Genomic DNA, 19,438 nt, shown 5'->3' on the forward strand with positions numbered 1-19,438 from the left:
AACACTCACTCAAGATGCCCCCGGTCTCTCCCAGGCGTCTCAACCGTCTTTCCAGTCCGTCAGGCCGTCCATCCGACCAACCAACACCGCCTCAGCAGCGCCGGTGAAGGGGTATTTACGGATTAGGTCCGGGACCTGCAACCCCCATTTTGAAAAAACTTCGCAATTCTCGGCGGATTCTTTGCGGTGTTAATAAAAACAATAGGTTAGCTTAACAATTCCCACGGTATTCCCCATTTTTGCGGTATGCGCCGTCCATTTTTCAGGGTCCCTCTACGCGGTGCGGATGGAATCGTCGCCGCGCGTCTTGGCAAGACCAGGACTCGGACACGACAAACGCCGCCACGGTTTCCCCTGGCGGCGCTGATCATGGGAGCTGTTCCGCCCTCAAGTCAGGTCGAAGCGGTCCGCGTTCATCACCTTGGTCCACGCCGATACGAAGTCACCGACAAATTTGGCGTCGGCATCTTTCTGGCCGTAAACCTCGGCCAGAGCCCGGAGTTGTGAATTGGAACCGAATACCAGGTCAACGCGGGTTCCGGTCCACTTCACCTCACCCGAAGCCCGATCCCGGCCTTCATACACTCCTTTGGCGTCTGCCGCCGGCTTCCATTCGGTGCGCATGTCCAGCAGATTGACAAAGAAGTCATTGCTCAGAACCCCGACCCGGTCTGTCAGGACGCCATGCGCCGTGCCACCGAAATTCGCACCCAGAACGCGCATACCGCCGACCAGGACGGTCATCTCGGGTGCCGACAGGGTCAACAGTTGCGCCTTGTCCACCAGCAACTCTTCAGGAGACACGCTGTACTCCTTGCGCTGGTAATTCCGGAACCCATCCGCGATCGGTTCAAGCGGGGCGAAGGATTCAGCGTCGGTCTGGTCCTGCGTGGCATCCGTACGGCCGGGCACAAACGGAACATCGATGTCATGCCCGGCAGCCTTGGCGGCCTTTTCGATCGCCGCAACGCCGCCCAGCACGATTACATCCGCAAGCGAAACCTTCTTGTTGCCGGACTGCGCGGCATTGAACTCGGCTTGTACCGCCGCCAGAGCATCCAGCGCCTTGGACAGTTTCTCGGGCTCGTTGACGTCCCAGTCTTTCTGGGGCGCTAGCCGGATGCGGGCGCCGTTGGCGCCACCGCGCTTGTCCGAGCCGCGGAAGGTCGAAGCTGAGGCCCATGCCGTCGCGACCAGTTCCGACACCGACAGGCCACAATCCAGCAGCCGGGCTTTCAGGTCGGCCACGTCCGCGGCATCGATCAGATCATGGTCCACCGCCGGCACGTTGTCCTGCCAGATGAGCTCTTCTGCTGGCGCCTCGGGACCGATGTAGCGCGCCTTTGGCCCCATATCGCGATGGGTCAGCTTGAACCAAGCGCGAGCGAAGGCGTCGGCGAACTCGTCGGGGTTTTCGTGGAACCGCTTCGAGATCGGCCCATAGATCGGATCCATGCGCATCGCCATGTCGGCGGTGGTCATCATCGTCTTGACCTTTTTCGACGGATCATGCGCAGCTGGTGCCATGTCCTCTTCCTTGACGCCGACCGGCTCCCAGATCCACGCTCCGGCAGGGCTTTTGGTCAGGTTCCAGTCATAACCGAACAGAAGGTCGAAATAGCCATTGTCCCACTTGATCGGGTTCGCGGTCCAGGCGCCCTCGATTCCGCTGGTCGTGGTATCGTCACCCTTGCCTGTGCCGAATTTGTTGATCCAGCCAAAGCCCATCTCTTCGATCGGCGCGGCCTCGGGTTCGGGGCCGACCAGCGCCGGGTCCCCGGCACCATGCGCCTTGCCGAATGTGTGGCCACCGGCAACCAGTGCGACGGTCTCTTCATCGTTCATTGCCATCCGGGCAAAGGTGTCGCGAATGTCACGGCCCGAGGCCAGCACGTCCGGCTCTCCGTCCGGGCCTTCGGGGTTCACATAGATCAGGCCCATCTGCACGGCGGCCAGCGGATCTTCCAGATCGCGCTCGCCCGAGTAGCGGCTGTGCGGGTTTTCGGTCGGGGCCAGCCATTCGGTCTCGGCACCCCAATAGATGTCCTCCTCGGGCGCCCAGATATCTTCCCGGCCGCCGGCAAAGCCGAAGGTCTTGCCGCCCATCGATTCAATGGCGCAGTTGCCGGCCAGAATCATCAGGTCGGCCCACGAAATCTGGTTGCCGTATTTCTGCTTGATCGGCCACAGCAGACGACGGGCCTTGTCGAGGTTGCCGTTGTCCGGCCAGCTGTTGAGCGGCGCGAACCGCTGGTTCCCGGTCGAGGCGCCGCCCCGCCCGTCAGCCGTCCGGTAGGTGCCGGCGCTGTGCCAGGCCATGCGGATGAACAGACCGCCATAATGGCCGTAATCCGCCGGCCACCAATCCTGCGAATCCGTCATCAGGTCATACAAGTCCTGTTTCAACGCGTCATAGTCGATCTTCTTGAACGCGTCGGCATAGCTGAAATCTGCCCCCAGCGGATTCCCGGCCGGCTGGTGCTGGTGCAGGATCGCCAGGTTCAGCTGGTTGGGCCACCAGTCCCGGTTCGATCGGGTTCCGGCGCCGTGCATGATGGGGCATTTGCCCGTGTTGGGGTTGTCGCTTCCGTCCATCTTAATCTCCGATCCTGGCTGGTGTCTGTCTGTTTGCGAGGCAACCGTGCGTATGGCACGTCAAAAAGGGGCGGACCGCAGTCCGCTGGAATACCCCGAGTCATAGCAAATCCCTGTCATGAGAAAAAATTTTGTTTTCGGATTGATTTGATAGGTATTGATTATGGCTCTGCCGTGATCTTTCAAACCGATCCCCATCCACATGACGCGGCGTTCCCCTCCGCCCCGATTGCGTTTTGCCGCCGGTGCTTCAAACTGCGGGCCGTGACGCGCGACACCGCGCGGGCCACAGGGGAGGATCGCCATGCAATTCGACTACGTCATCGTCGGCGGAGGGTCCGCGGGATGCGTGCTGGCCAACCGTCTGAGCGCCAATCCGGGCACGCGGGTCTGCCTGCTCGAGGCGGGCGGGGGCGGGAACGGCATTCTGGTGCGGATGCCTGCCGCTGTGGTTGCCATGCTGCCGGGGCGACCCAAGATCAACAACTGGGCCTTTGAAACGGTGCCGCAACCGGGGTTGAACGGGCGCACGGGCTATCAGCCGCGCGGCCGGGCCCTGGGCGGGTCCAGCGCGATCAACGCAATGCTCTATGTGCGCGGGCAGCGGCAGGATTTTGACGGCTGGGCCGATCTGGGCTGCGAGGGCTGGGACTGGGACAGCGTTCTGCCCTACTTCAAACGGTCCGAGAACAACGAACGCGGCGCGGATGACCTGCATGGCGCCGACGGCCCGCTTCAGGTGTCCGACCAGAAAGAAGAACGCCCGATCACGCGCGCCTTCGTCGAGGCCGCCGCCCAGTTGCAACACAAGGTGACCGACGATTTCAATCGTGGCGACAACGAAGGCGCGGGGCTGTACCAAGTCACCCAGTTCCATGACCCCGCCAAAAACGGCGAGCGGTGCTCGGCCGCCGCAGCCTATCTGTTTCCAGTCATGGACCGGCCCAACCTGACGGTCATCACCGGGGCGCAGGCGCGCGAGATCACCTTTGACGGCCACCGCGCCACGGGCGTGATCTATCGCCAGGGCGGCAAAGGCGCCGATCTCACCGTCACCGCCACGCGCGAGGTTCTGGTCTGCTCGGGCGCGCTGAAATCGCCGCAACTGCTGCAGTTGTCGGGCATCGGCGACCCCGAGGACCTGAGCCCGCATGGAATCGTCGTCCGCCATGCGCTGCCGGGCGTGGGCAAGAACCTGCAGGATCACCTGGATTTCATCCTGGCCTACAAGACAAAGGACACCGACAATTTCGGCATCGGCGCCGCCGGTACGGTGGGGCTGATCAAGCACCTTTTGCGCTGGCGCAAGACCGGGGTGTCGATGGCGGCCACCCCTTTTGCGGAAGGCGCGGCCTTTCTGAAGACCTCTCCCGATCTGGACCGCCCCGACATCCAGCTGCATTTCACCATCGCGCTGGTAGATGACCACGCGCGCAAACTGCACCTGGGCTACGGGTTCAGCTGCCATATCTGCAAACTGCGCCCCGAAAGCCGCGGCACCGTTTCGCTGCACAGCGCCGACCCCTTTGCCGCCCCGGCGATCGACCCGGCCTTTCTGTCCGACCCGCGCGATCTGGACACGATGATCAAGGGCGCGCGGATGACGCGCGAAATCCTCGAGGCACCGGCCCTCGCCAAATACCGCCACAAGGAAATGTTCGGCACCGACACCGCCCGGACCGACCCGGATTGGGAAGGCCATATCCGCGCGCGGGCCGATACGATCTATCACCCCGTGGGCACCTGCAAGATGGGGGTGGACGATTTGGCAGTGGTCGATCCGCAGCTGCGCGTGCGTGGGCTGCAGGGGCTGCGGGTGGTCGATGCCTCGGTCATGCCGACGCTGGTCTCGGGCAACACCAACGCCCCCACGATCATGATCGCGGAAAAGGCCACCGACATGATCCTGGCGGATGTGGTCTGATCAGTCGCCGTTCAACGTCTGATCCGCGTGCAGCGCCTCAAGGCCCACGCGGTAGTTGGGATATTTCAACGTCACGCCCAGATCGGTCTTGATCCGGTCGTTCCGAACGCGCTTATTCTCGTTGTAGAAACTGCGGGCCATCGGCGTCAGGTCGGCCGTGTCGAAATCCACCGTAGGCGGCAGCGGCAGGCCCTGAAGTTGCGCGGCATAGCCGATCACGTCCTGTGGCGGCACCGGTTCGTCATCGCATACATTGTAGATCGCGCCCGGATCAGGACGTCGCATCGACGCCTCGAGCACCTGCGCAACGTCTTCGACATGAATACGAGAAAACACCTGCCCCGGCTTGATGATCCGCCGCAGACCGCCTTTTTTCAGCTTGGAAAACGGCCCCCGGCCCGGCCCGTAGATGCCCGCAAGGCGAAAAATGTGCAGCGGCAGGCCGGGGATCGCGGCCCAGTCCTGCTCGGCCCGCAACCGCCAGCGCCCGCGCTCGGCCGTGGGTGTCGCCGGCGTGGTTTCATCGACCCAGTCCCCCTGGTGGTCGCCATAGACGGCGGTGGTCGACAGGTACCCGACCCAATCGAACTGACCGGCGCGCGCGGCAATCTCATCCCGCAGGGCGGCCAGAACCGGATCTCCCTTGGCCGTGGGCGCGGTCGAGATCAGCAGATGCGTGACCCCGTCCAGGTCGGGGGCCTCGCCCGGCCAGACCAGCGGTTCGGCCCCGGCGGCGCGGATGGCGTCCTTCTCGGCGGCATCGCGGGTGGTTCCGACGATGCGCCAACCCTTGGGGGCCAGCCGGCGCGACAGGGCGCGGGCGGTATAGCCGTGCCCGAATGAAAAAAGCGTTCCAGTCATGGTCCCTTGATGATCGCGCCGCGGGCGGGATGCAAGCGCCGGATGGCCGCACTTGATTCGAATCCCCGCCTGCGCCTTCATGGTGTCATGAGTGATGACAAACCCAGCCTGCACGCGGCCTATGCGCTGAAAACTCCGGCAGACAACAAACGGCTCTATGCCGAATGGGCCGGAGATTACGATCGCGGATTCGCCGCGCGCGAGGATTACCAGCTGCATATTCACACCGCCCGCGCTTTTGTCGGCGCAGGGGGACAGGGTCCGGTGCTGGATGTGGGCGCGGGAACCGGCCTGTGCGGCGCGGTTCTGGCCGATCTGGGTGTGGGGCCGATCGATGCCACCGACATCAGTGCCGAGATGCTGGACAAGGCGATGCGCAAAGACATCTACCGCGACGCGATCGAGGCCGACCTGAACGAGGGCATCCCCGTTCCGCGCGACAGTTATTCGGGCATCGTGTCGTCGGGTACCTTCACCCACGGCCATCTGGGCCCCGAGGTTCTGCCGGCCCTGCTGCGGGTGGCCCGGCCCGGGGCACAATTCGCCTTTTCGATCAACGCCAAACACTTCGAGGCGCTGGGATTTGCAACCGCCTTCGACAAGCTGCAGGCCGAGGGCTGGATGGAACATCTGGCTCTGACCACGGTCCGCATCTACGGCGATCTGGCCGCCGGCCCCAACAAGGACGACACCGCGCTGATCGCCCTGTTCGAGAAAACCTGAACCGCCTCAGCGGCCTTTCCAGACCGGGTCACGCTTTTCGGCGAAGGCGCGGGCGCCTTCCAGATTGTCCTCGGAGCCATAGAGCACATCGACCGTCCGCAGTTGCCGCTTGGTAATACGGTTCATGATGTCCTGGAACTTGGAATCTTCGGCCTCGCGCACGATCTCCTTGATCGCGGCATAGACCAGCGGCGGGCCGCTTGCCAGCAGGCGCGCCAGCTCCCATGCCCGGTCCATCAACTGGTCAGCCGGGACGATCTCGTTGACTAGCCCCCAGCGATGCGCCTCTTCGGCGTCGAACCAGCGGCCGGTCAGCAGCAGTTCCATCGCAATGTGATAGGGGATGCGCTTGGGAAGCTTGACGCTGGCCGCGTCCGCCACCGTGCCCGAGCGGATTTCCGGCAGGGCAAAAGTGGCGTGATCGGCGGCCAGAATCATGTCGGCGCTCAGGGCCAGCTCCAGCCCGCCGCCGCAGGCAATCCCGTTCACGGCGGCAATCACCGGCTTGTTCATGTCGCGCAACTCCTGCAGGCCGCCGAAACCGCCAACGCCGTAATCGCCGTCCACCGCATCGCCTTCGGCTGCGGCCTTCAGGTCCCAGCCTGGGCAGAAGAACTTCTCGCCGCCCCCCGTCAGGATCGCCACCCGCAGGTCGGGGTCATCGCGAAAGTCGCGGAAGACCTCGCCCATCACCCGGCTGGTCGCCAAGTCGATCGCGTTCGCCTTGGGCCGGTCCAACGTGACCTGAAGGATTGCACCATCGCGGTAGGTTTTGATCGGGTTCATGGTCATGCCTTTCGGATCAGGGCATCAACGGCGACCACACTGTCGGCCGCGCAGATGAGAGGGTTGATTTCAACTTCGTCCACGACCGCCGCGTTGGCAATGACGTAGTTCTGCACCGCCATGGCCACCCGCACGACCGCATCGATATCCACGCCGGGCTTGCCCCGATATCCGCTCAACACGGGCGCACAGGCCAGCTTGCCCAGCGCGTCGCGGACCGCAGACGGCGTGGACGGGATCAGGATCGAGGTCGAGTCGCGCAGGATCTCGGTCAGAACCCCACCCGCCCCAAGGGTCAGCACATAGCCATGCGCCGGGTCGCGGGTGACGCCGATCAACAGCTCGACAATCCCGGCCGGGGCCATTTCCTCGATCAGAACCTCATCGGTGCCGATTGATCTCGCGACCTCGGGCAGATCTTGTGCAGAAATGCCCAGCCGCACCGCGCCATGTTCGGATTTGTGCGCCAGGCCAACGCCTTTCACCGCAAAGGACCCGCTCAGACCGTCCACCGCCTTTTCCGCCCGATCCGCCCGCGCGACGACCGAGCGGGGAATCGGCACGCCGCAAGCGGCCAGTTCGGCCTTGGCCTGGGCCTCGGTCAGAGCGGTTGTGGCCGCATTGGCGGCGGGCAGCAGAACCGGCTCCTGCGGTTGGGGATGCGGGCAGGCCGCAGCGCGTGTCGCCGCCAGCGCCTCACGCAGCCCGGCAAAGGGCACGACACCGCCCGCCATCAACCGCTCGGCTACGTCCTCGGGCATCAGTTCCGGCAAGGTCGCGGCCACGGCAAAGGGACGACCGGTTTCGCTTGCGCAGGTCAACGCCGCACGGGTGGCGCAGTCCCAATCGGCGGCATCGGTGTGAGGGTAGTCAACGATCGAGATCGTCATCGCCACATGCGGCCCCGTCATCGCCGACCACGCCCGTGCCATCGCGTCAGCGTCGCGCCAGACATAGGTGTGGTAGTCCAGCGGATTGGCCAGCGCCACCATCGGCCCCAGCGCCGCGCGCAGGCCCGAGACCTGATCCGCGGTCAGCGGCGGAAAGTGCAGGCCGGATCCTTCGGCCATGTCGGCGGCCAAGCTGGCCTCGCCACCGGAACAGCTGATCGTCGCCACTCCGGTCCCGTCCAGCGGCCCGGTGACATGCAACAGCTTCAGTGTTTCCAGAAACTCGGGCACGTCCCCCAGCCGCGCGATTCCCAGCCGGTCCAGAAACGCCTGCGCCCCGGCATCGTCCCCCGCCAGCGATGCCGTGTGCGAAATGGTCGCTGCCTGCGCGTGTTCCGACCGCCCCACCTTGAGCGCCACGATCGGCACGCCACGGTCATGCGCCTTGGCGGCCAGCGCCTCCCACTTGCGCAGGTCGCCAAAGCCTTCGACATGCACGCCGATGGCGGTGATCCGGTCATCCTCCAGCAGCGCCATGGCGATCTCGGCCTGATGGGTTTGCGCCTGATTCCCGCAGGTCAGCATGAAGGCCAGTGGCAGCGCCCGGCGCTGCATGGTCATGTTGATGGCGATGTTCGAGCTTTGCGTCAGGATCGCGACGCCCCGGTCCACCGGGCGCATCCCGTGCTGGTCGGGCCAGATCGCCACCCGGTCCAGACCGTTGACGAAGCCGTAACAGTTGGGTCCGAGGATCGGCATGTCCCCCGCTGCAGTTACAAGCTGCACCTGCAAGTCGGCCCCATCGGCGTCCTCGGCCTGCGCCTCGGTAAAGCCCGAGGCGAAACACACCGCCCCGCCCGCGCCGATGCGGGACAGAACCTCGACCGCCTCGATGGTGGCGCGGCGATTGATGCCGACAAAGGCCGCGTCGGGCGCTTGGGGCAGGTCCTCGATCGTGGCAAAGACGCGCTCGCCCGCCACCTCGTCGGCCTTGGGATGCACCGGCCAGACCGGGCCGGTGAAACCCAGTTTCCGCACCTGCCGGATGACCTCGGCGCACCATGCGCCCCCGCCAATCACCGCCAGCGAGCGGAACCCTAGCATCCGCCTCAGCGCGGCGAGCTTTCCCGGCGCGAGCGCACCCGCCGCGCCGCTCAGGCCCGGCGTCATGTTCACGCCCCCAACGCGCGCAGCAGGTCGCGGCTGATGATGTGGCGCTGAATTTCGCTGGTGCCGTCCCAGATCCTCTCCACCCGGGCATCGCGCCAGAAGCGTTCCAGCGGATAGTCGTCCATCAGCCCCATGCCACCATGCACCTGGATCGCCGCATCGGTCACCCGCGCCAGCATCTCCGAGGCATAGAGCTTGGCCGAGGCGATCTCGCGGTTGGCGGGCAGGCCCTTGTCCAGCCGGTCGGCGGCGGCCAGGGTCAGCAAGTCGGCGGCGTCGATCTCGGTGATCATGTCGGCGATCTGAAAGCTGACGCCCTGAAACTTGCCGATCTTCTGGCCGAACTGTTCGCGGGTGGCGGCATAGTCCAGCGCATAGTCGAAAGCCCGCCGCGCTCGACCCACGCACATGGCCGCCACGGTGATGCGGGTGGCATACAGCCAGGTGTTCATCACCTCGAACCCGCCATCGACCTCGCCCAGCACCTGCGCATCCGGCAGACGGCAATCGTCGAAGTCCAGCACCATGTTCTTGTAACCGCGATGACTGACCGACTTGTAGCCGTCGCGGATGGTGAAGCCCGGCGTGCCGCGATCGACCAGAAAGGCGGTGATGCGCTTCTTGGGACCTTTCGGCGTCTGATCCTCGCCCGTGGCGATGAAGACGATGATGAAATCGGCATGTTCCGCGCCCGAGATGAAATGCTTGGTGCCGCTCACGACCCAATCGCCACCGTCACGCACGGCCGAGCATTTCATGCCCCGCACATCCGAACCCGCGCCCGGTTCGGTCATCGCCAGCGCGTCCATTTTCTCGCCGCGCACGGTGGGCATCAGATAGCGCTCGACCTGATCGCCCTGACAGGCCATCAGGATGTTCTGCGGCCGCCCGAAGAAATGGTTCAACGCCATCGACCCGCGCCCCAACTCGCGTTCGACCAGCGCGAATTCCAGATGGTTCAGCCCCGCGCAGCCGACGCTTTCGGGAAAGTTGCAGGCGTAGAAGCCGAGTTCGATCGTCTTGCGCTTGATCTCGTCGGCGATCTCTTTCGGTACATCGCCGGAGCGCTCGACCAGCTCTTCGTGGGGATAGATCTCATTCTCCACAAAGCTGCGGACAGTCGAGACGATCATCTCCTGCTCGTCGGTCAGGCCATATTGCATCGCGGGTCTCCGGTTTCTGGGCGTGCGATAATCCTGACGCGGCTTGAGGTCGCAATAATGCAGAACTAGACTTCAATCATGCAGAGATGGACCAAATCACCCGCCGCACCGCAGCGATTCGGGGTACTTCTGTTCGACGGGTTCTCGAACCATTGCCTGGCCAATGCGGTCGAGCCGCTGCGCGCGGCCAACACGCTGTCGGGGCAGCGACTGTATGACTGGCAATTCCTGTCACTGGATCCGAGGCCGGTCACGTCGTCCTCAGGGTTGCAGGTGGCACCCCATGCGGCGCTTACGGATGCGGATGGGGATATGCTGCTGGTGATGCCCTCCTACGGGTTTCAAGCACATGGTGGTTGGCGCACCCAGGCGGGGTTGCGTGCGGCGACGCGGCGCTTTCGCACCCTCGCCGGGCTGGACACCGGCAGTTGGTTGCTGGCCCAGGCCGGATTGCTGAACGGCCACCGCGCCACGATCCATTGGGAGGAACTGACCGCGTTCACCGAGCGATTCCCTGAAGTCGAGACCTGCCGCGAGCGCTATGTCATCGACGGTGACCGCATCACCTGCTCGGGCGCCATGGCCGCCTTTGATCTGGTGATGCACCTGATCGGGCAGGATCACGGTCAGGCGCTGGCACTGGAAGTCGCGCAGCTGTTCATGACGCGCGACTCCGCCCGGTCACATTCCGGCGGCGCAGGCTCGGCCAGTTCGCATGTCAACAAGGCGCTGGCACTGATGCAGGAAAATCTCGAGACCCCTCTGCCGATCCCCGAGATCGCCCGGCGCGTGGGACGGTCGCAAAAAGCACTGGAATCCCGGATGCGGGCGGACTTGGGGGCCGGGCCGGCCAAGGTCTATCGTCGGATGCGTCTGAACCTTGCGCGCAAGCTGGCCGCGGAAACCGACCTGAGTATCGCCGAAATCGCTCTGCGCGCGGGCTATGAAGACCCCAGCGCGCTGACCCGCGCCTTTCGGGCCGAGTTCGGTCTCAGTCCACGAGCCCTGCGCAGCCGGTCCGGCTAGGTATACATCTGTTTCTTGTAGGCCCGCGTCCGCGTCGTCGCCTCGGCCGACCCGTCGTGGTAGGTGCCGAACCACTTGTCGAACGGGATCTCGGACGTGCCGTAGTTGCACTCGAAATACCGGTGGTGCAGCTGGTGAAAGAAATCGCCTGCCCGCGCGGCATCCGTGTCCCCTGCTTTCAGCTTTTCGAACCCCGAATGGGACAGGACCGGGCTGATCTGCTGGAAATAGACATGAAACAGCAGATGCAACGGGTTTGAGGGCACGATCAGGTGGATGAAATAGGTCGTGAAATACAGCAGATTCTCGTACCAGTGGTTCGAGATGCCCGACCACGGCCCAACATTGACGTTGCGGTGATGAACGGCGTGCACATGCTTGTACAGTTTCGGGTGATGCTCCAGCCGGTGCACCCAATAGAAATGCAGACCCGACCACATCGGAATGAACAGCATCCAGACCACGCACCAGACCGGCGCGCTGGCCCAAGTGACCGTTGGCGCATACCCGTTGGCCATCGCCCAGTAGATACCCCATTGATAGACGGTCGCCACCGTCATGGCGCTGCCCAGGGTCCACCAGATGTTGTCCCAGACCTGATTGCGGAAGGTGAAGGTTCCGTTGTCGCGGGTCAGGTCGCGGCGATCGAACTTTTTGTACATACCCTGCCCCTTGCGCATGTAGAGCCACCAGTGCAGCCCACCCGCAACAAGGATCTGAGGCACCATGTTCAGCAGCCAGACGCGGAACATCCAGCCGGGCGCAAAGCTTTGCATCGCCTCGAGCGGCGGCAGGAACAGCACATAAGCAATCACGGCCAGCCCCATGCACAGGGTCAGCGCTGTGATCGGCAGCCACGCCCCGGAATACCATTTCAAAACGGCGATCGGGCGCGGTGGCCAACTGAACAAAGGGTTCAACGCAACAGGGTCAGACGGCCGATAGTGCCAGCGGGCGGCTTCGGGATCATGCGGGGCATCGGTCATGATAAAACCCTCTAGGTGGCGTAGTCCGAGCCTTCCGCATCCAGGACGGCCTTTATTTCACGCAGATGCGCCTCGGCCTGCCCCGGGTAGTCATCCAGCTCCTGCGCGGTCTTTTCGGCGATCTCGTCCGAAAGCACCCGCAACGGCCGGCCCGTCTGAAGGGCGCGTACATAGGTCTCGGCGGCGCGCTCGAAATAATAGAGTCTGTTAAAGGCATCCGCTGCATTGTTGCCAATCACCAGCACACCGTGGTTGCCCATGATCATGACCTTCTTTTTCGGGTCTTGCAGCATTGTCGCGCAACGCTCACCCTCGCTTTCAAAGGCCAAACCGCCGAATTCGTCATCAATGACATAGCGGTTGAAAAAGGTTGCGGTGTTCTGGTCGATCGGCGGCAGGTTGCTGTCGGCCAAGGAGGCCAGGACGGTGGCAAAAATCGAATGCACATGCATCACGCAACGCGCATGCGGGCATCTCCGGTGAATCGATCCATGCAGACCCCATGCGGTCGGGTCCGGTGCTCCGGGCTTGCTCATCGTGTCGGGATCGTTGGCATCCAGCAGCAGAAGGTCCGAGGCGCGGATGCGCGCGAAATGCATCTGGTTCGGGTTCATCAGGAACTGCGTGCCATCCTCGTTCACGGCAAGGCTGAAGTGATTGGCGACCGCTTCGTGCATGTTCGACCGCTCGGTCCAGCGGAAGGCGGCGGCCATGTCCACGCGCTCCTGCCAATGGTCGATATTCGGCTTCAGATTGGTGACGCTCATCCGGGGGCTCCATTCGGCTTGGACAGGTGGCTGGTGAAAACCGTGCCGGGCCGGGGCGCAATTGACCAACGAAAAAATTGGCGTTTTGGCATTAGCTGAACTTATGATTGGATTATGAAACCCCGGACTCCCCTTCCCCCGCTTGGCTGGCTGCGCACCTTCGAGGCCGCCGCCCGCCACCTGTCGTTCACCGGCGCGGCGCGCGATCTGAACATGACGCAAAGCGCCGTCAGCCAGCAGATCAAATCGCTCGAGGGCTATCTGGGCCAGCCTCTGTTTCACCGCCGCCCCCGCGCATTGGAACTGACCGAGGCCGGAATCACCTATCTGCCCGTGGTGCGCGAGGCGTTCCGGACGCTGGTGCGTGGCACCCAAGCTGTGACCGGGCAGCAGGAAAATACCGTACAGGTGCAGTGCAACATCACCTTCTCGGTCAACTGGCTGGCCCCCCGCCTGCCCGCCTTCCGCGCGCTGCACCCCGATGTCCGCCTGAACATCTTCACCGAGTTGTGGGAGCCGCGCGAGATGGCCGAAGGCGCGGCGGTCGAGATCCGCTATTCCCTGCGCCCAGCCGACACGGTCCGCACCGAGCTTTTGCGCAGCGATCACTACTACCCCGTCTGTGCCCCCGACTATCCGGTCACGCTGGAAACCCTTCAGCAGCAACCGCTGTATGATTGCTCAAACCTGCTGTCGAACTGGGCCAGCTGGGCCGAAGATCAGGGTCTAAACTGGGAAAATTCGCCGATTACCTATGCCACGACCTATATGGTCGGCCTGTCCGTCGCGATGGCCGGCGGCGGGCTGTGCCTGGCCCATGACACCATCGCAAAGCGCCTGCTGGACGAAGGCCGCCTGATCGCACCCTTTGAACATCGCGCGCCGATGCCCGAAGCCTATTACCTGCTGCTGTCGCCCCAGGCCGAGGAGACGCCGGGTGCCGTGGCCTTTGCCGAGTGGATCAGGGCGGAAATCGCGGCCGAGCAACACCGCGCCTGACTTTCAGCCGTCCTTGGGGCGGCTGGCGACCCAGGCATAGCCGTTCTCGCACAGAATATAGGTCTCGCGCAGGCCATGGGGCTTGTCGGTCGGCTCCTGCAGGACGACCGCGCCAGCGGATCTGGCGCGCCCCGCCGCCTCGTCCGGGTCGGTGTCGTACAGGTGAATCTCGATCCCGCCACCGCGCGGGGGCGTTTCGGGAACCAGCCCCAGCAGCGGGTTGGAATGATAGGTGCCGTCCGAATGCAACTGAAACACCTGATCGCCATAGGTGACGATGGCGAAATCCGCCGTCACCTGATGGGATTTCAATCCAAAAACAGCCTCTAAAAAGGCGCATTCCGCCGGGACGTCGCGCACCAGCAGGTTCAGCCCGATCCCGCGCAGGCTGCGGCCGAAACTGTCCGCATCTATGGTTTCGTAATCCATGTCCCTACCAGACCCCGCATCGCAGCGCGGATCAAGCATTTGCTGCCCCGCGCCCGGTCGGATGACGGTTTCATGAAGGTGGCACGGCAGGGGTTGCACCTTCCGATGCATTCGGGAAAGTTGTGCCATGGAATACGCACCCTTCCCATCCTGGCCCGACGTCGCCCCCCGCCTGATCGCCGTTGCCGCCGGCCGCGAAGCCGCCGACATGGTCATTCGCGGCGGGATCTGGATCAACGTGCACAGCCGCGAGGCGCTGCCCGATCACTCCATCGCCATCGCCGAAGGTCGCATCGCCTATGTCGGCCCCGACGCTAGCCATTGCATCGGCCCCGACACGCAGATCATCGAAGCCAAGGGCCGCTACATGATCCCCGGCCTGTGCGACGCGCATATGCACATCGAATCCGGCATGCTGACCCCGGCCGAATTCGCCCGCGCGGTGATCCCGCATGGCACCACGTCGATGTTCACCGACCCGCATGAGATCGCCAACGTACTGGGGCTGGACGGCGTGCGGATGATGCATGACGAGGCGCTTATACAGCCAGTCAACATCTTCACCCAGATGCCGTCCTGCGCGCCCTCGGCGCCCGGGCTGGAAACCACGGGCTACGAGATCACCGCCGAAGACGTGGCCGAGGCGATGACCTGGCCCGGCATCATCGGGCTGGGCGAGATGATGAACTTTCCCGGTGTGATCAACGCCGACCCCAAGATGCTGGCCGAGATCGCCGCCACCCAGCGCGCGGGCAAGACGGTGGGCGGGCACTATGCCTCGCCCGATCTGGGGCCTGATTTTGCCGCCTATGTCGCCGGCGGCCCGGCGGATGACCACGAAGGCACCTGCGAGGCCGACGCCATTGCCCGCGTGCGGCAGGGGATGCGGTCGATGATGCGGCTGGGCTCGGCCTGGTATGACGTGGAAAGCCAGATCACCGCCGTCACCGAAAAGGGGCTGGACCCGCGCAACTTCATCCTGTGCACCGATGACTGCCACTCGGGCACGCTGGTGAACGAGGGTCACATGAACCGCGTCGTGCGCCATGCCATCGCCTGTGGCTGCGACCCGTTGATCGCGTTGCAGATGGCCACGATCAACACCGCCACCCATTTCGGGCTTGAGCGCGAGATCGGCTCGATCACGCCGGGCCGCCGGGCGGACGTGATCCTCAGTTCGAACCTGACTGAACTGCCGATCGAGATGGCCATCGCCCGCGGACAGGTGGTGGCCGAGAACGGCGCGATCACGGTGGATTGCCCGCATTTCGACTGGCCTGGCCGGGCACGCAACACGGTGCATCTGGGCCATGCCCTGACCGCCGCCGATTTCGAGATCTCCGCGCCCGAAGGCGCCAATCGCGTGCGTGCAAACGTGATCGGCGTGGTCGAGAACCAGGCCCCCACCCAGGCGCTGAAGGCCGAGTTGCCCATTATCGGCGGGCTGGTCGAGGGCGAAGGCGATGTCTGCCAGATTGCGCTGGTCGAGCGGCACCGCGCCACGGGCGGCGTGACCAACGCCTTCGTTTCGGGCTTTGGCTATCAGGGCCGGATGGCCATGGCCTCGACTGTGGCGCATGACAGCCACCACATGATCGTGGTCGGCACCAACCGCGATCAGATGGCGCTGGCCGCCAATCGCCTGGCCGAAGTAGGCGGCGGCATCACCATCTTCCGTGATGGCGAAGAGCTGGCGCTGGTCGAACTGCCCATTGCGGGCCTGATGTCCGACAGCCCTGCCGCGGACGTCGCGGCCAAGGCGCAGAAAATGGTCGAGGCGATGCAGGCCTGCGGCTGTCAGTTGAACAACGCCTATATGCAGCACTCGCTGCTGGCCCTTGTCGTCATCCCCGAACTGCGGATATCCGATCTGGGACTGGTGGATGTCCGAACATTCGAAAAAATTGACCTTCTGGAACCCCTCGCATGACAAAAATAACAACTCCCGACCCACGGGACCCCGAGATTTTCACCGATGCCGCCGCAGCCGTTGCCCGGCTGGAAGAGCTGTATAACGAGGCCACCGCCTTTCTGTGCGAAAGCTTTGCCGAGGCGATGGAAAGCGGCGCGCCCAAGGTCCGGTACAGAGCCTATTACCCGGAAATCCGTATCCGTACGGCGTCCTACGCGCATGTGGACAGCCGCCTGAGCTTTGGTCACGTGTCCGAGCCGGGGGTTCATGCCACTACCGTGACCCGCCCGGATCTGTTCCGGTCCTACCTCACGCAGCAGATCGCGCTGCTGATCAAGAATCACAACCAGCCGGTGACCATCGGCCCCTCGACCACGCCGATGCCGGTGCATTTCGCCGTGGCCGGCAACCCCGATCTGGTGGTGCCGCATCAGGGTGCGGCGGGGTTCACCCTGCGCGACGTGTTCGACGTGCCCGACCTGACCACCACCAATGACGACATCGTCAACGGTGTGCACGAACCGCAGGATGGCGTCGGCCCGCTGGCCTTGTTCACCGCGCAGCGCATCGACTATTCGCTGGCCCGGCTAGCCCACTATACCGCCACCGATCCGGACCATTTCCAGAACCACGTTCTGTTCACCAACTACCAGTTCTATGTCTCGGAATTCGAGAACTACGCCCGCGCGCAACTGGCCGACCCGAACAGCGGCTATACCAGTTTCGTCTCGACCGGGAATGTCGAGATCACCGACCCCGACGCGCCGCTGGAACAGCCGCTGAAACTGCCGCAAATGCCGACCTATCACCTGAAACGCGCCGACGGGTCGGGGATCACGCTGGTCAATATCGGCGTCGGCCCATCCAACGCCAAAACCGCCACCGATCACATCGCGGTGCTGCGACCACACGCCTGGCTGATGGTCGGCCACTGTGCGGGGCTGCGCAACACGCAGGCTCTGGGGGATTTCGTGCTGGCCCATGCCTATCTGCGCGAAGACAAGGTGCTGGACGACGATCTGCCCGTCTGGGTGCCGATCCCGCCGCTGGCCGAAGTTCAGGTCGCGCTGGAACGCGCCGTAGCCGAAGTGACCGAGCTGGAAGGCTATGAGCTGAAGCGGATCATGCGCACCGGCACGGTGGCTTCGGTCGACAACCGTAACTGGGAACTGCGCGACCAATCCGGCCCGGTGCAACGGTTGAGCCAGTCGCGCGCGATCGCGCTGGACATGGAAAGCGCCACGATCGCCGCAAACGGCTATCGCTTCCGCGTGCCCTACGGCACTTTGCTGTGCGTGTCCGACAAGCCCCTGCATGGAGAATTGAAGTTGCCCGGCATGGCGTCCGAGTTCTATACAACCCAGGTCAGCCGCCATCTGGCGATCGGAATCCGCGCGATGGAACACCTGCGAGGCATGCCGCTGGAACGTTTGCACAGCCGGAAATTGCGCTCGTTCGACGAAACGGCCTTCCTCTGACGCAAAAAAGCAACGAAATCCCCATATTTTTTGGGGTTTCGGTGCTACTATTCGTTGTGTTCGCCCACAATATCCCGTTACAGTTACGCGGTGAGGCCCAATAGATCGGGCACGTTAAGGAGACCAAGAAATGGCAAAGCCTATGACGAAGACTCAGCTGGTTGCTGCTCTCGCTGAGGAAATGGGAACCGACAAGAAATCCGCGAACGCGGCGCTGGAGGCGATCACTGGCCTGATCACCCGCGAAGTTTCGGCCGGAGGCGCTGTGACCCTGCCGGGCGTCGGCAAGATCTACTGCCGCGAGCGCCCCGAGCGTCAGGTTCGCAACCCGGCCACTGGTGAGACCTTCACCAAAGAAGCCGACAAGGTTGTGAAGATGACCATCGCCAAGGCCCTGAAGGACAGCGTCAACAGCTGATCCGCGCCTTAGGGAAAACGATCAAGGGCCGCGATTTCGCGGCCCTTTTTCTTTGGTATTTGTTTACCGGGTCCGGCGGGCCGAGGTCAGTGAACAGTCTCGACCTTGTGGAAATCCAGATCCCGATCTTCGGGCATCGAGTCGATGCTCATCACCTCTGTGCGCTTGACGACCAGGATATAGACCACGCAGGCGAGGTAGAGGCCAACCACCACGGCGCCGATCCACTGAATCTGCAGCCACTGGCTCTGGAACAGAAGCGTCAGCACAAACAGAAGCACCACATTGCCGGCAACATAGGCCGTCTTACCGAAGCGTTCGACCGTCATGTTCAGGTTGTCGGTATAGAGCCTGATCAGCGAGTCCAGTGAGTTGATCACGAAGGTCACGCCGACGATCACCATCGCGATGTTGGTGATGCCTGCGGTGCTGATGCCGTTCAGGTGATAGTAGTAAAGCACGCTGAACCAGATCGCCAAGGGGATCGACGGAAAGATCAGCAGCGCCGCCAGCAATTGCCAGGTGGTCAGCCCTCCGACAAAGCGCGAGGTGAACTGACCGATCATGATCGACCAGGCAAACCACCAGAACAGGTAGAAGGCGTGATAGTCGGTCAGAGGCAGTATGAACTTGTGGATATTGGCGAAATACGCCCCGATATTGCTGCTGGTTTCCACGAAACCCGCAACGCCCATACCGGCCGCGGCCCACATGCCAAGGATCAGCGCCAGAAACAGAAACGTCGAGCCGACAGAAAGAATCCGCACGTATTTCAGGTCAGTCGAGGAATAGGCCGCGGCCAGAATGACGACAAATACGATGATGTAAAACGTGGTCACCACGGACTCGCCATCACCAACTTCGGGCAGGTATCCGGGCAGGTAGATCAGGAACAGGCTGGCGGTGAAAGCGCAGGTCCCGATGATCACCACATTGTTGATCAGCTTGACCACCGGGATCTCAAAGAACTGCACTCGGGGCTCGATGACGCAGAAATAGAAGGCCGTCAGGAAATAGAAGGCCCAGATCAGGAAACCCCAGAACCCGAACTCGACCGCCAGCGGGTTTGCGAACGCATAGGCCGGATCTTCGGCATAGCCTCCGAATTCGGTGAGTGGGAACATGATCAGCCCGACATCCAGGCCGGATGTGAACAGGATCGCGATGAAAGTGAACAGATGTACAGGTGTCACGCCCACGCACCGCAGGTTCCACCATTTCACGACGAAGAACGCTACCAGCCCAAGAGCAAGCAGGACCCCGAATGACAGGATGTATTCCAATAGCACCGACAAACCTCCCTTTAAATGT

Annotated in this window: 16 protein-coding genes; 7 read left to right on the top strand and 9 right to left on the bottom strand. The window is 63.3% G+C overall.

What is annotated here, in order from left to right:
• Nucleotides 1–387: 387 nt before the first annotated feature.
• Complete coding sequence (gene katG, locus AC2FML_RS10085) at nucleotides 388–2,595, bottom strand: catalase/peroxidase HPI (protein WP_170440135.1); 2,208 nt, start codon at nucleotides 2,593–2,595, stop codon at nucleotides 388–390.
• 304 nt (nucleotides 2,596–2,899) lie between these two features.
• Between katG and AC2FML_RS10090 the strand changes: the two genes are divergently transcribed.
• Nucleotides 2,900–4,519: a GMC family oxidoreductase gene (locus AC2FML_RS10090; protein WP_496782996.1), complete on the top strand. Its 1,620-nt coding sequence runs from the start codon at nucleotides 2,900–2,902 to the stop codon at nucleotides 4,517–4,519.
• Here the strand turns inward: AC2FML_RS10090 and AC2FML_RS10095 are convergent, their stop codons facing one another.
• Entirely contained in the window at nucleotides 4,520–5,380 is an 861-nt protein-coding gene (locus AC2FML_RS10095) for an SDR family oxidoreductase (protein ID WP_496782998.1), read from the bottom strand. It abuts the gene before it with no gap.
• A gap of 87 nt (nucleotides 5,381–5,467) precedes the next feature.
• Here AC2FML_RS10095 and AC2FML_RS10100 point away from each other — a divergent pair, with 87 nt between their 5' ends.
• Nucleotides 5,468–6,103 (top strand): class I SAM-dependent DNA methyltransferase, encoded by a 636-nt coding sequence (locus tag AC2FML_RS10100; RefSeq protein ID WP_170596612.1) that lies wholly within the window; start codon nucleotides 5,468–5,470, stop codon nucleotides 6,101–6,103.
• Nucleotides 6,104–6,109: 6 nt separating this feature from the next.
• On the opposite strand, the gene AC2FML_RS10105 is transcribed toward AC2FML_RS10100, so the two are convergent.
• From AC2FML_RS10105 to AC2FML_RS10115, 3 genes are read right to left on the bottom strand one after another with little or no spacing between them, the layout of a single operon-like run.
• Nucleotides 6,110–6,889, bottom strand: a complete 780-nt coding sequence (locus AC2FML_RS10105; protein WP_437342537.1) for a carnitinyl-CoA dehydratase — start codon at nucleotides 6,887–6,889, stop codon at nucleotides 6,110–6,112.
• A 2-nt stretch (nucleotides 6,890–6,891) separates the two neighbouring features.
• The gene (locus AC2FML_RS10110) at nucleotides 6,892–8,949 is read right to left on the bottom strand and encodes an acetate--CoA ligase family protein (protein WP_496783000.1); all 2,058 of its coding nucleotides are present in this window, start codon (nucleotides 8,947–8,949) and stop codon (nucleotides 6,892–6,894) included.
• Between the two features lie 2 nt (nucleotides 8,950–8,951).
• Nucleotides 8,952–10,112, bottom strand: a complete 1,161-nt coding sequence (locus tag AC2FML_RS10115) for an acyl-CoA dehydrogenase family protein (protein WP_496783002.1) — start codon at nucleotides 10,110–10,112, stop codon at nucleotides 8,952–8,954.
• Between the two features lie 78 nt (nucleotides 10,113–10,190).
• On the opposite strand from AC2FML_RS10115, the gene AC2FML_RS10120 reads away from it, so the two are divergent.
• Nucleotides 10,191–11,138 carry a GlxA family transcriptional regulator gene (locus tag AC2FML_RS10120; RefSeq protein WP_170360983.1) on the top strand — a complete coding sequence of 316 codons (948 nt, stop codon included), beginning with the start codon at nucleotides 10,191–10,193 and terminating at the stop codon, nucleotides 11,136–11,138.
• Here the strand turns inward: AC2FML_RS10120 and AC2FML_RS10125 are convergent.
• Nucleotides 11,135–12,124 (bottom strand): sterol desaturase family protein, encoded by a 990-nt coding sequence (locus AC2FML_RS10125; protein ID WP_170447131.1) that lies wholly within the window; start codon nucleotides 12,122–12,124, stop codon nucleotides 11,135–11,137. The genes AC2FML_RS10120 and AC2FML_RS10125 overlap by 4 nt on opposite strands.
• A gap of 11 nt (nucleotides 12,125–12,135) precedes the next feature.
• A complete protein-coding gene (locus AC2FML_RS10130) occupies nucleotides 12,136–12,891 on the bottom strand; it encodes a class II aldolase and adducin N-terminal domain-containing protein (RefSeq protein ID WP_170443763.1) in 756 nt (251 codons plus the stop codon).
• A 114-nt stretch (nucleotides 12,892–13,005) separates the two neighbouring features.
• Here AC2FML_RS10130 and AC2FML_RS10135 point away from each other — a divergent pair, with 114 nt between their 5' ends.
• Nucleotides 13,006–13,890 (top strand): LysR substrate-binding domain-containing protein, encoded by an 885-nt coding sequence (locus AC2FML_RS10135; RefSeq protein ID WP_496783005.1) that lies wholly within the window; start codon nucleotides 13,006–13,008, stop codon nucleotides 13,888–13,890.
• A gap of 3 nt (nucleotides 13,891–13,893) precedes the next feature.
• Here AC2FML_RS10135 and AC2FML_RS10140 read toward each other — a convergent pair whose 3' ends face one another.
• The gene (locus AC2FML_RS10140; protein WP_496783458.1) at nucleotides 13,894–14,319 is read right to left on the bottom strand and encodes a VOC family protein; all 426 of its coding nucleotides are present in this window, start codon (nucleotides 14,317–14,319) and stop codon (nucleotides 13,894–13,896) included.
• Nucleotides 14,320–14,446: 127 nt separating this feature from the next.
• Here AC2FML_RS10140 and ade point away from each other — a divergent pair, with 127 nt between their 5' ends.
• The 3 genes from ade (at nucleotide 14,447) to AC2FML_RS10155 (ending at nucleotide 18,127) form a co-directional block, all read left to right on the top strand.
• Nucleotides 14,447–16,249 (top strand): adenine deaminase, encoded by a 1,803-nt coding sequence (gene ade / locus AC2FML_RS10145; protein WP_496783007.1) that lies wholly within the window; start codon nucleotides 14,447–14,449, stop codon nucleotides 16,247–16,249.
• On the top strand, nucleotides 16,246–17,709 hold the full coding sequence (locus AC2FML_RS10150) for an AMP nucleosidase (protein ID WP_170340576.1): 1,464 nt from the start codon (nucleotides 16,246–16,248) through the stop codon (nucleotides 17,707–17,709). Before ade ends, AC2FML_RS10150 begins: the two co-directional genes overlap by 4 nt.
• A 130-nt stretch (nucleotides 17,710–17,839) precedes the next feature.
• A complete protein-coding gene (locus tag AC2FML_RS10155; RefSeq protein WP_170340577.1) occupies nucleotides 17,840–18,127 on the top strand; it encodes an HU family DNA-binding protein in 288 nt (95 codons plus the stop codon).
• A gap of 86 nt (nucleotides 18,128–18,213) precedes the next feature.
• Here AC2FML_RS10155 and AC2FML_RS10160 read toward each other — a convergent pair whose 3' ends face one another.
• A complete protein-coding gene (locus tag AC2FML_RS10160; RefSeq protein WP_496734777.1) occupies nucleotides 18,214–19,410 on the bottom strand; it encodes a BCCT family transporter in 1,197 nt (398 codons plus the stop codon).
• Nucleotides 19,411–19,438: the final 28 nt, after the last annotated feature.

Source organism: Ruegeria sp. BHSC029 (assembly GCF_059613085.1).

Excerpts from the sequence above, each read along its gene's own strand:
- AC2FML_RS10130 (WP_170443763.1), bottom strand. The coding sequence starts at position 12,891 with ATGAGCGTCACCAATCTGAAGCCGAATATCGACCATTGGCAGGAGCGC.
- katG (WP_170440135.1), bottom strand. The coding sequence starts at position 2,595 with ATGGACGGAAGCGACAACCCCAACACGGGCAAATGCCCCATCATGCAC.
- AC2FML_RS10110 (WP_496783000.1), bottom strand. The coding sequence starts at position 8,949 with ATGACGCCGGGCCTGAGCGGCGCGGCGGGTGCGCTCGCGCCGGGAAAG.
- AC2FML_RS10100 (WP_170596612.1), top strand. The coding sequence starts at position 5,468 with ATGAGTGATGACAAACCCAGCCTGCACGCGGCCTATGCGCTGAAAACT.
- AC2FML_RS10120 (WP_170360983.1), top strand. The coding sequence starts at position 10,191 with ATGCAGAGATGGACCAAATCACCCGCCGCACCGCAGCGATTCGGGGTA.
- AC2FML_RS10135 (WP_496783005.1), top strand. The coding sequence starts at position 13,006 with ATGAAACCCCGGACTCCCCTTCCCCCGCTTGGCTGGCTGCGCACCTTC.
- AC2FML_RS10140 (WP_496783458.1), bottom strand. The coding sequence starts at position 14,319 with ATGGATTACGAAACCATAGATGCGGACAGTTTCGGCCGCAGCCTGCGC.
- AC2FML_RS10095 (WP_496782998.1), bottom strand. The coding sequence starts at position 5,380 with ATGACTGGAACGCTTTTTTCATTCGGGCACGGCTATACCGCCCGCGCC.
- AC2FML_RS10090 (WP_496782996.1), top strand. The coding sequence starts at position 2,900 with ATGCAATTCGACTACGTCATCGTCGGCGGAGGGTCCGCGGGATGCGTG.
- AC2FML_RS10105 (WP_437342537.1), bottom strand. The coding sequence starts at position 6,889 with ATGAACCCGATCAAAACCTACCGCGATGGTGCAATCCTTCAGGTCACG.
- AC2FML_RS10155 (WP_170340577.1), top strand. The coding sequence starts at position 17,840 with ATGGCAAAGCCTATGACGAAGACTCAGCTGGTTGCTGCTCTCGCTGAG.
- AC2FML_RS10150 (WP_170340576.1), top strand. The coding sequence starts at position 16,246 with ATGACAAAAATAACAACTCCCGACCCACGGGACCCCGAGATTTTCACC.
- AC2FML_RS10115 (WP_496783002.1), bottom strand. The coding sequence starts at position 10,112 with ATGCAATATGGCCTGACCGACGAGCAGGAGATGATCGTCTCGACTGTC.
- ade (WP_496783007.1), top strand. The coding sequence starts at position 14,447 with ATGGAATACGCACCCTTCCCATCCTGGCCCGACGTCGCCCCCCGCCTG.
- AC2FML_RS10125 (WP_170447131.1), bottom strand. The coding sequence starts at position 12,124 with ATGACCGATGCCCCGCATGATCCCGAAGCCGCCCGCTGGCACTATCGG.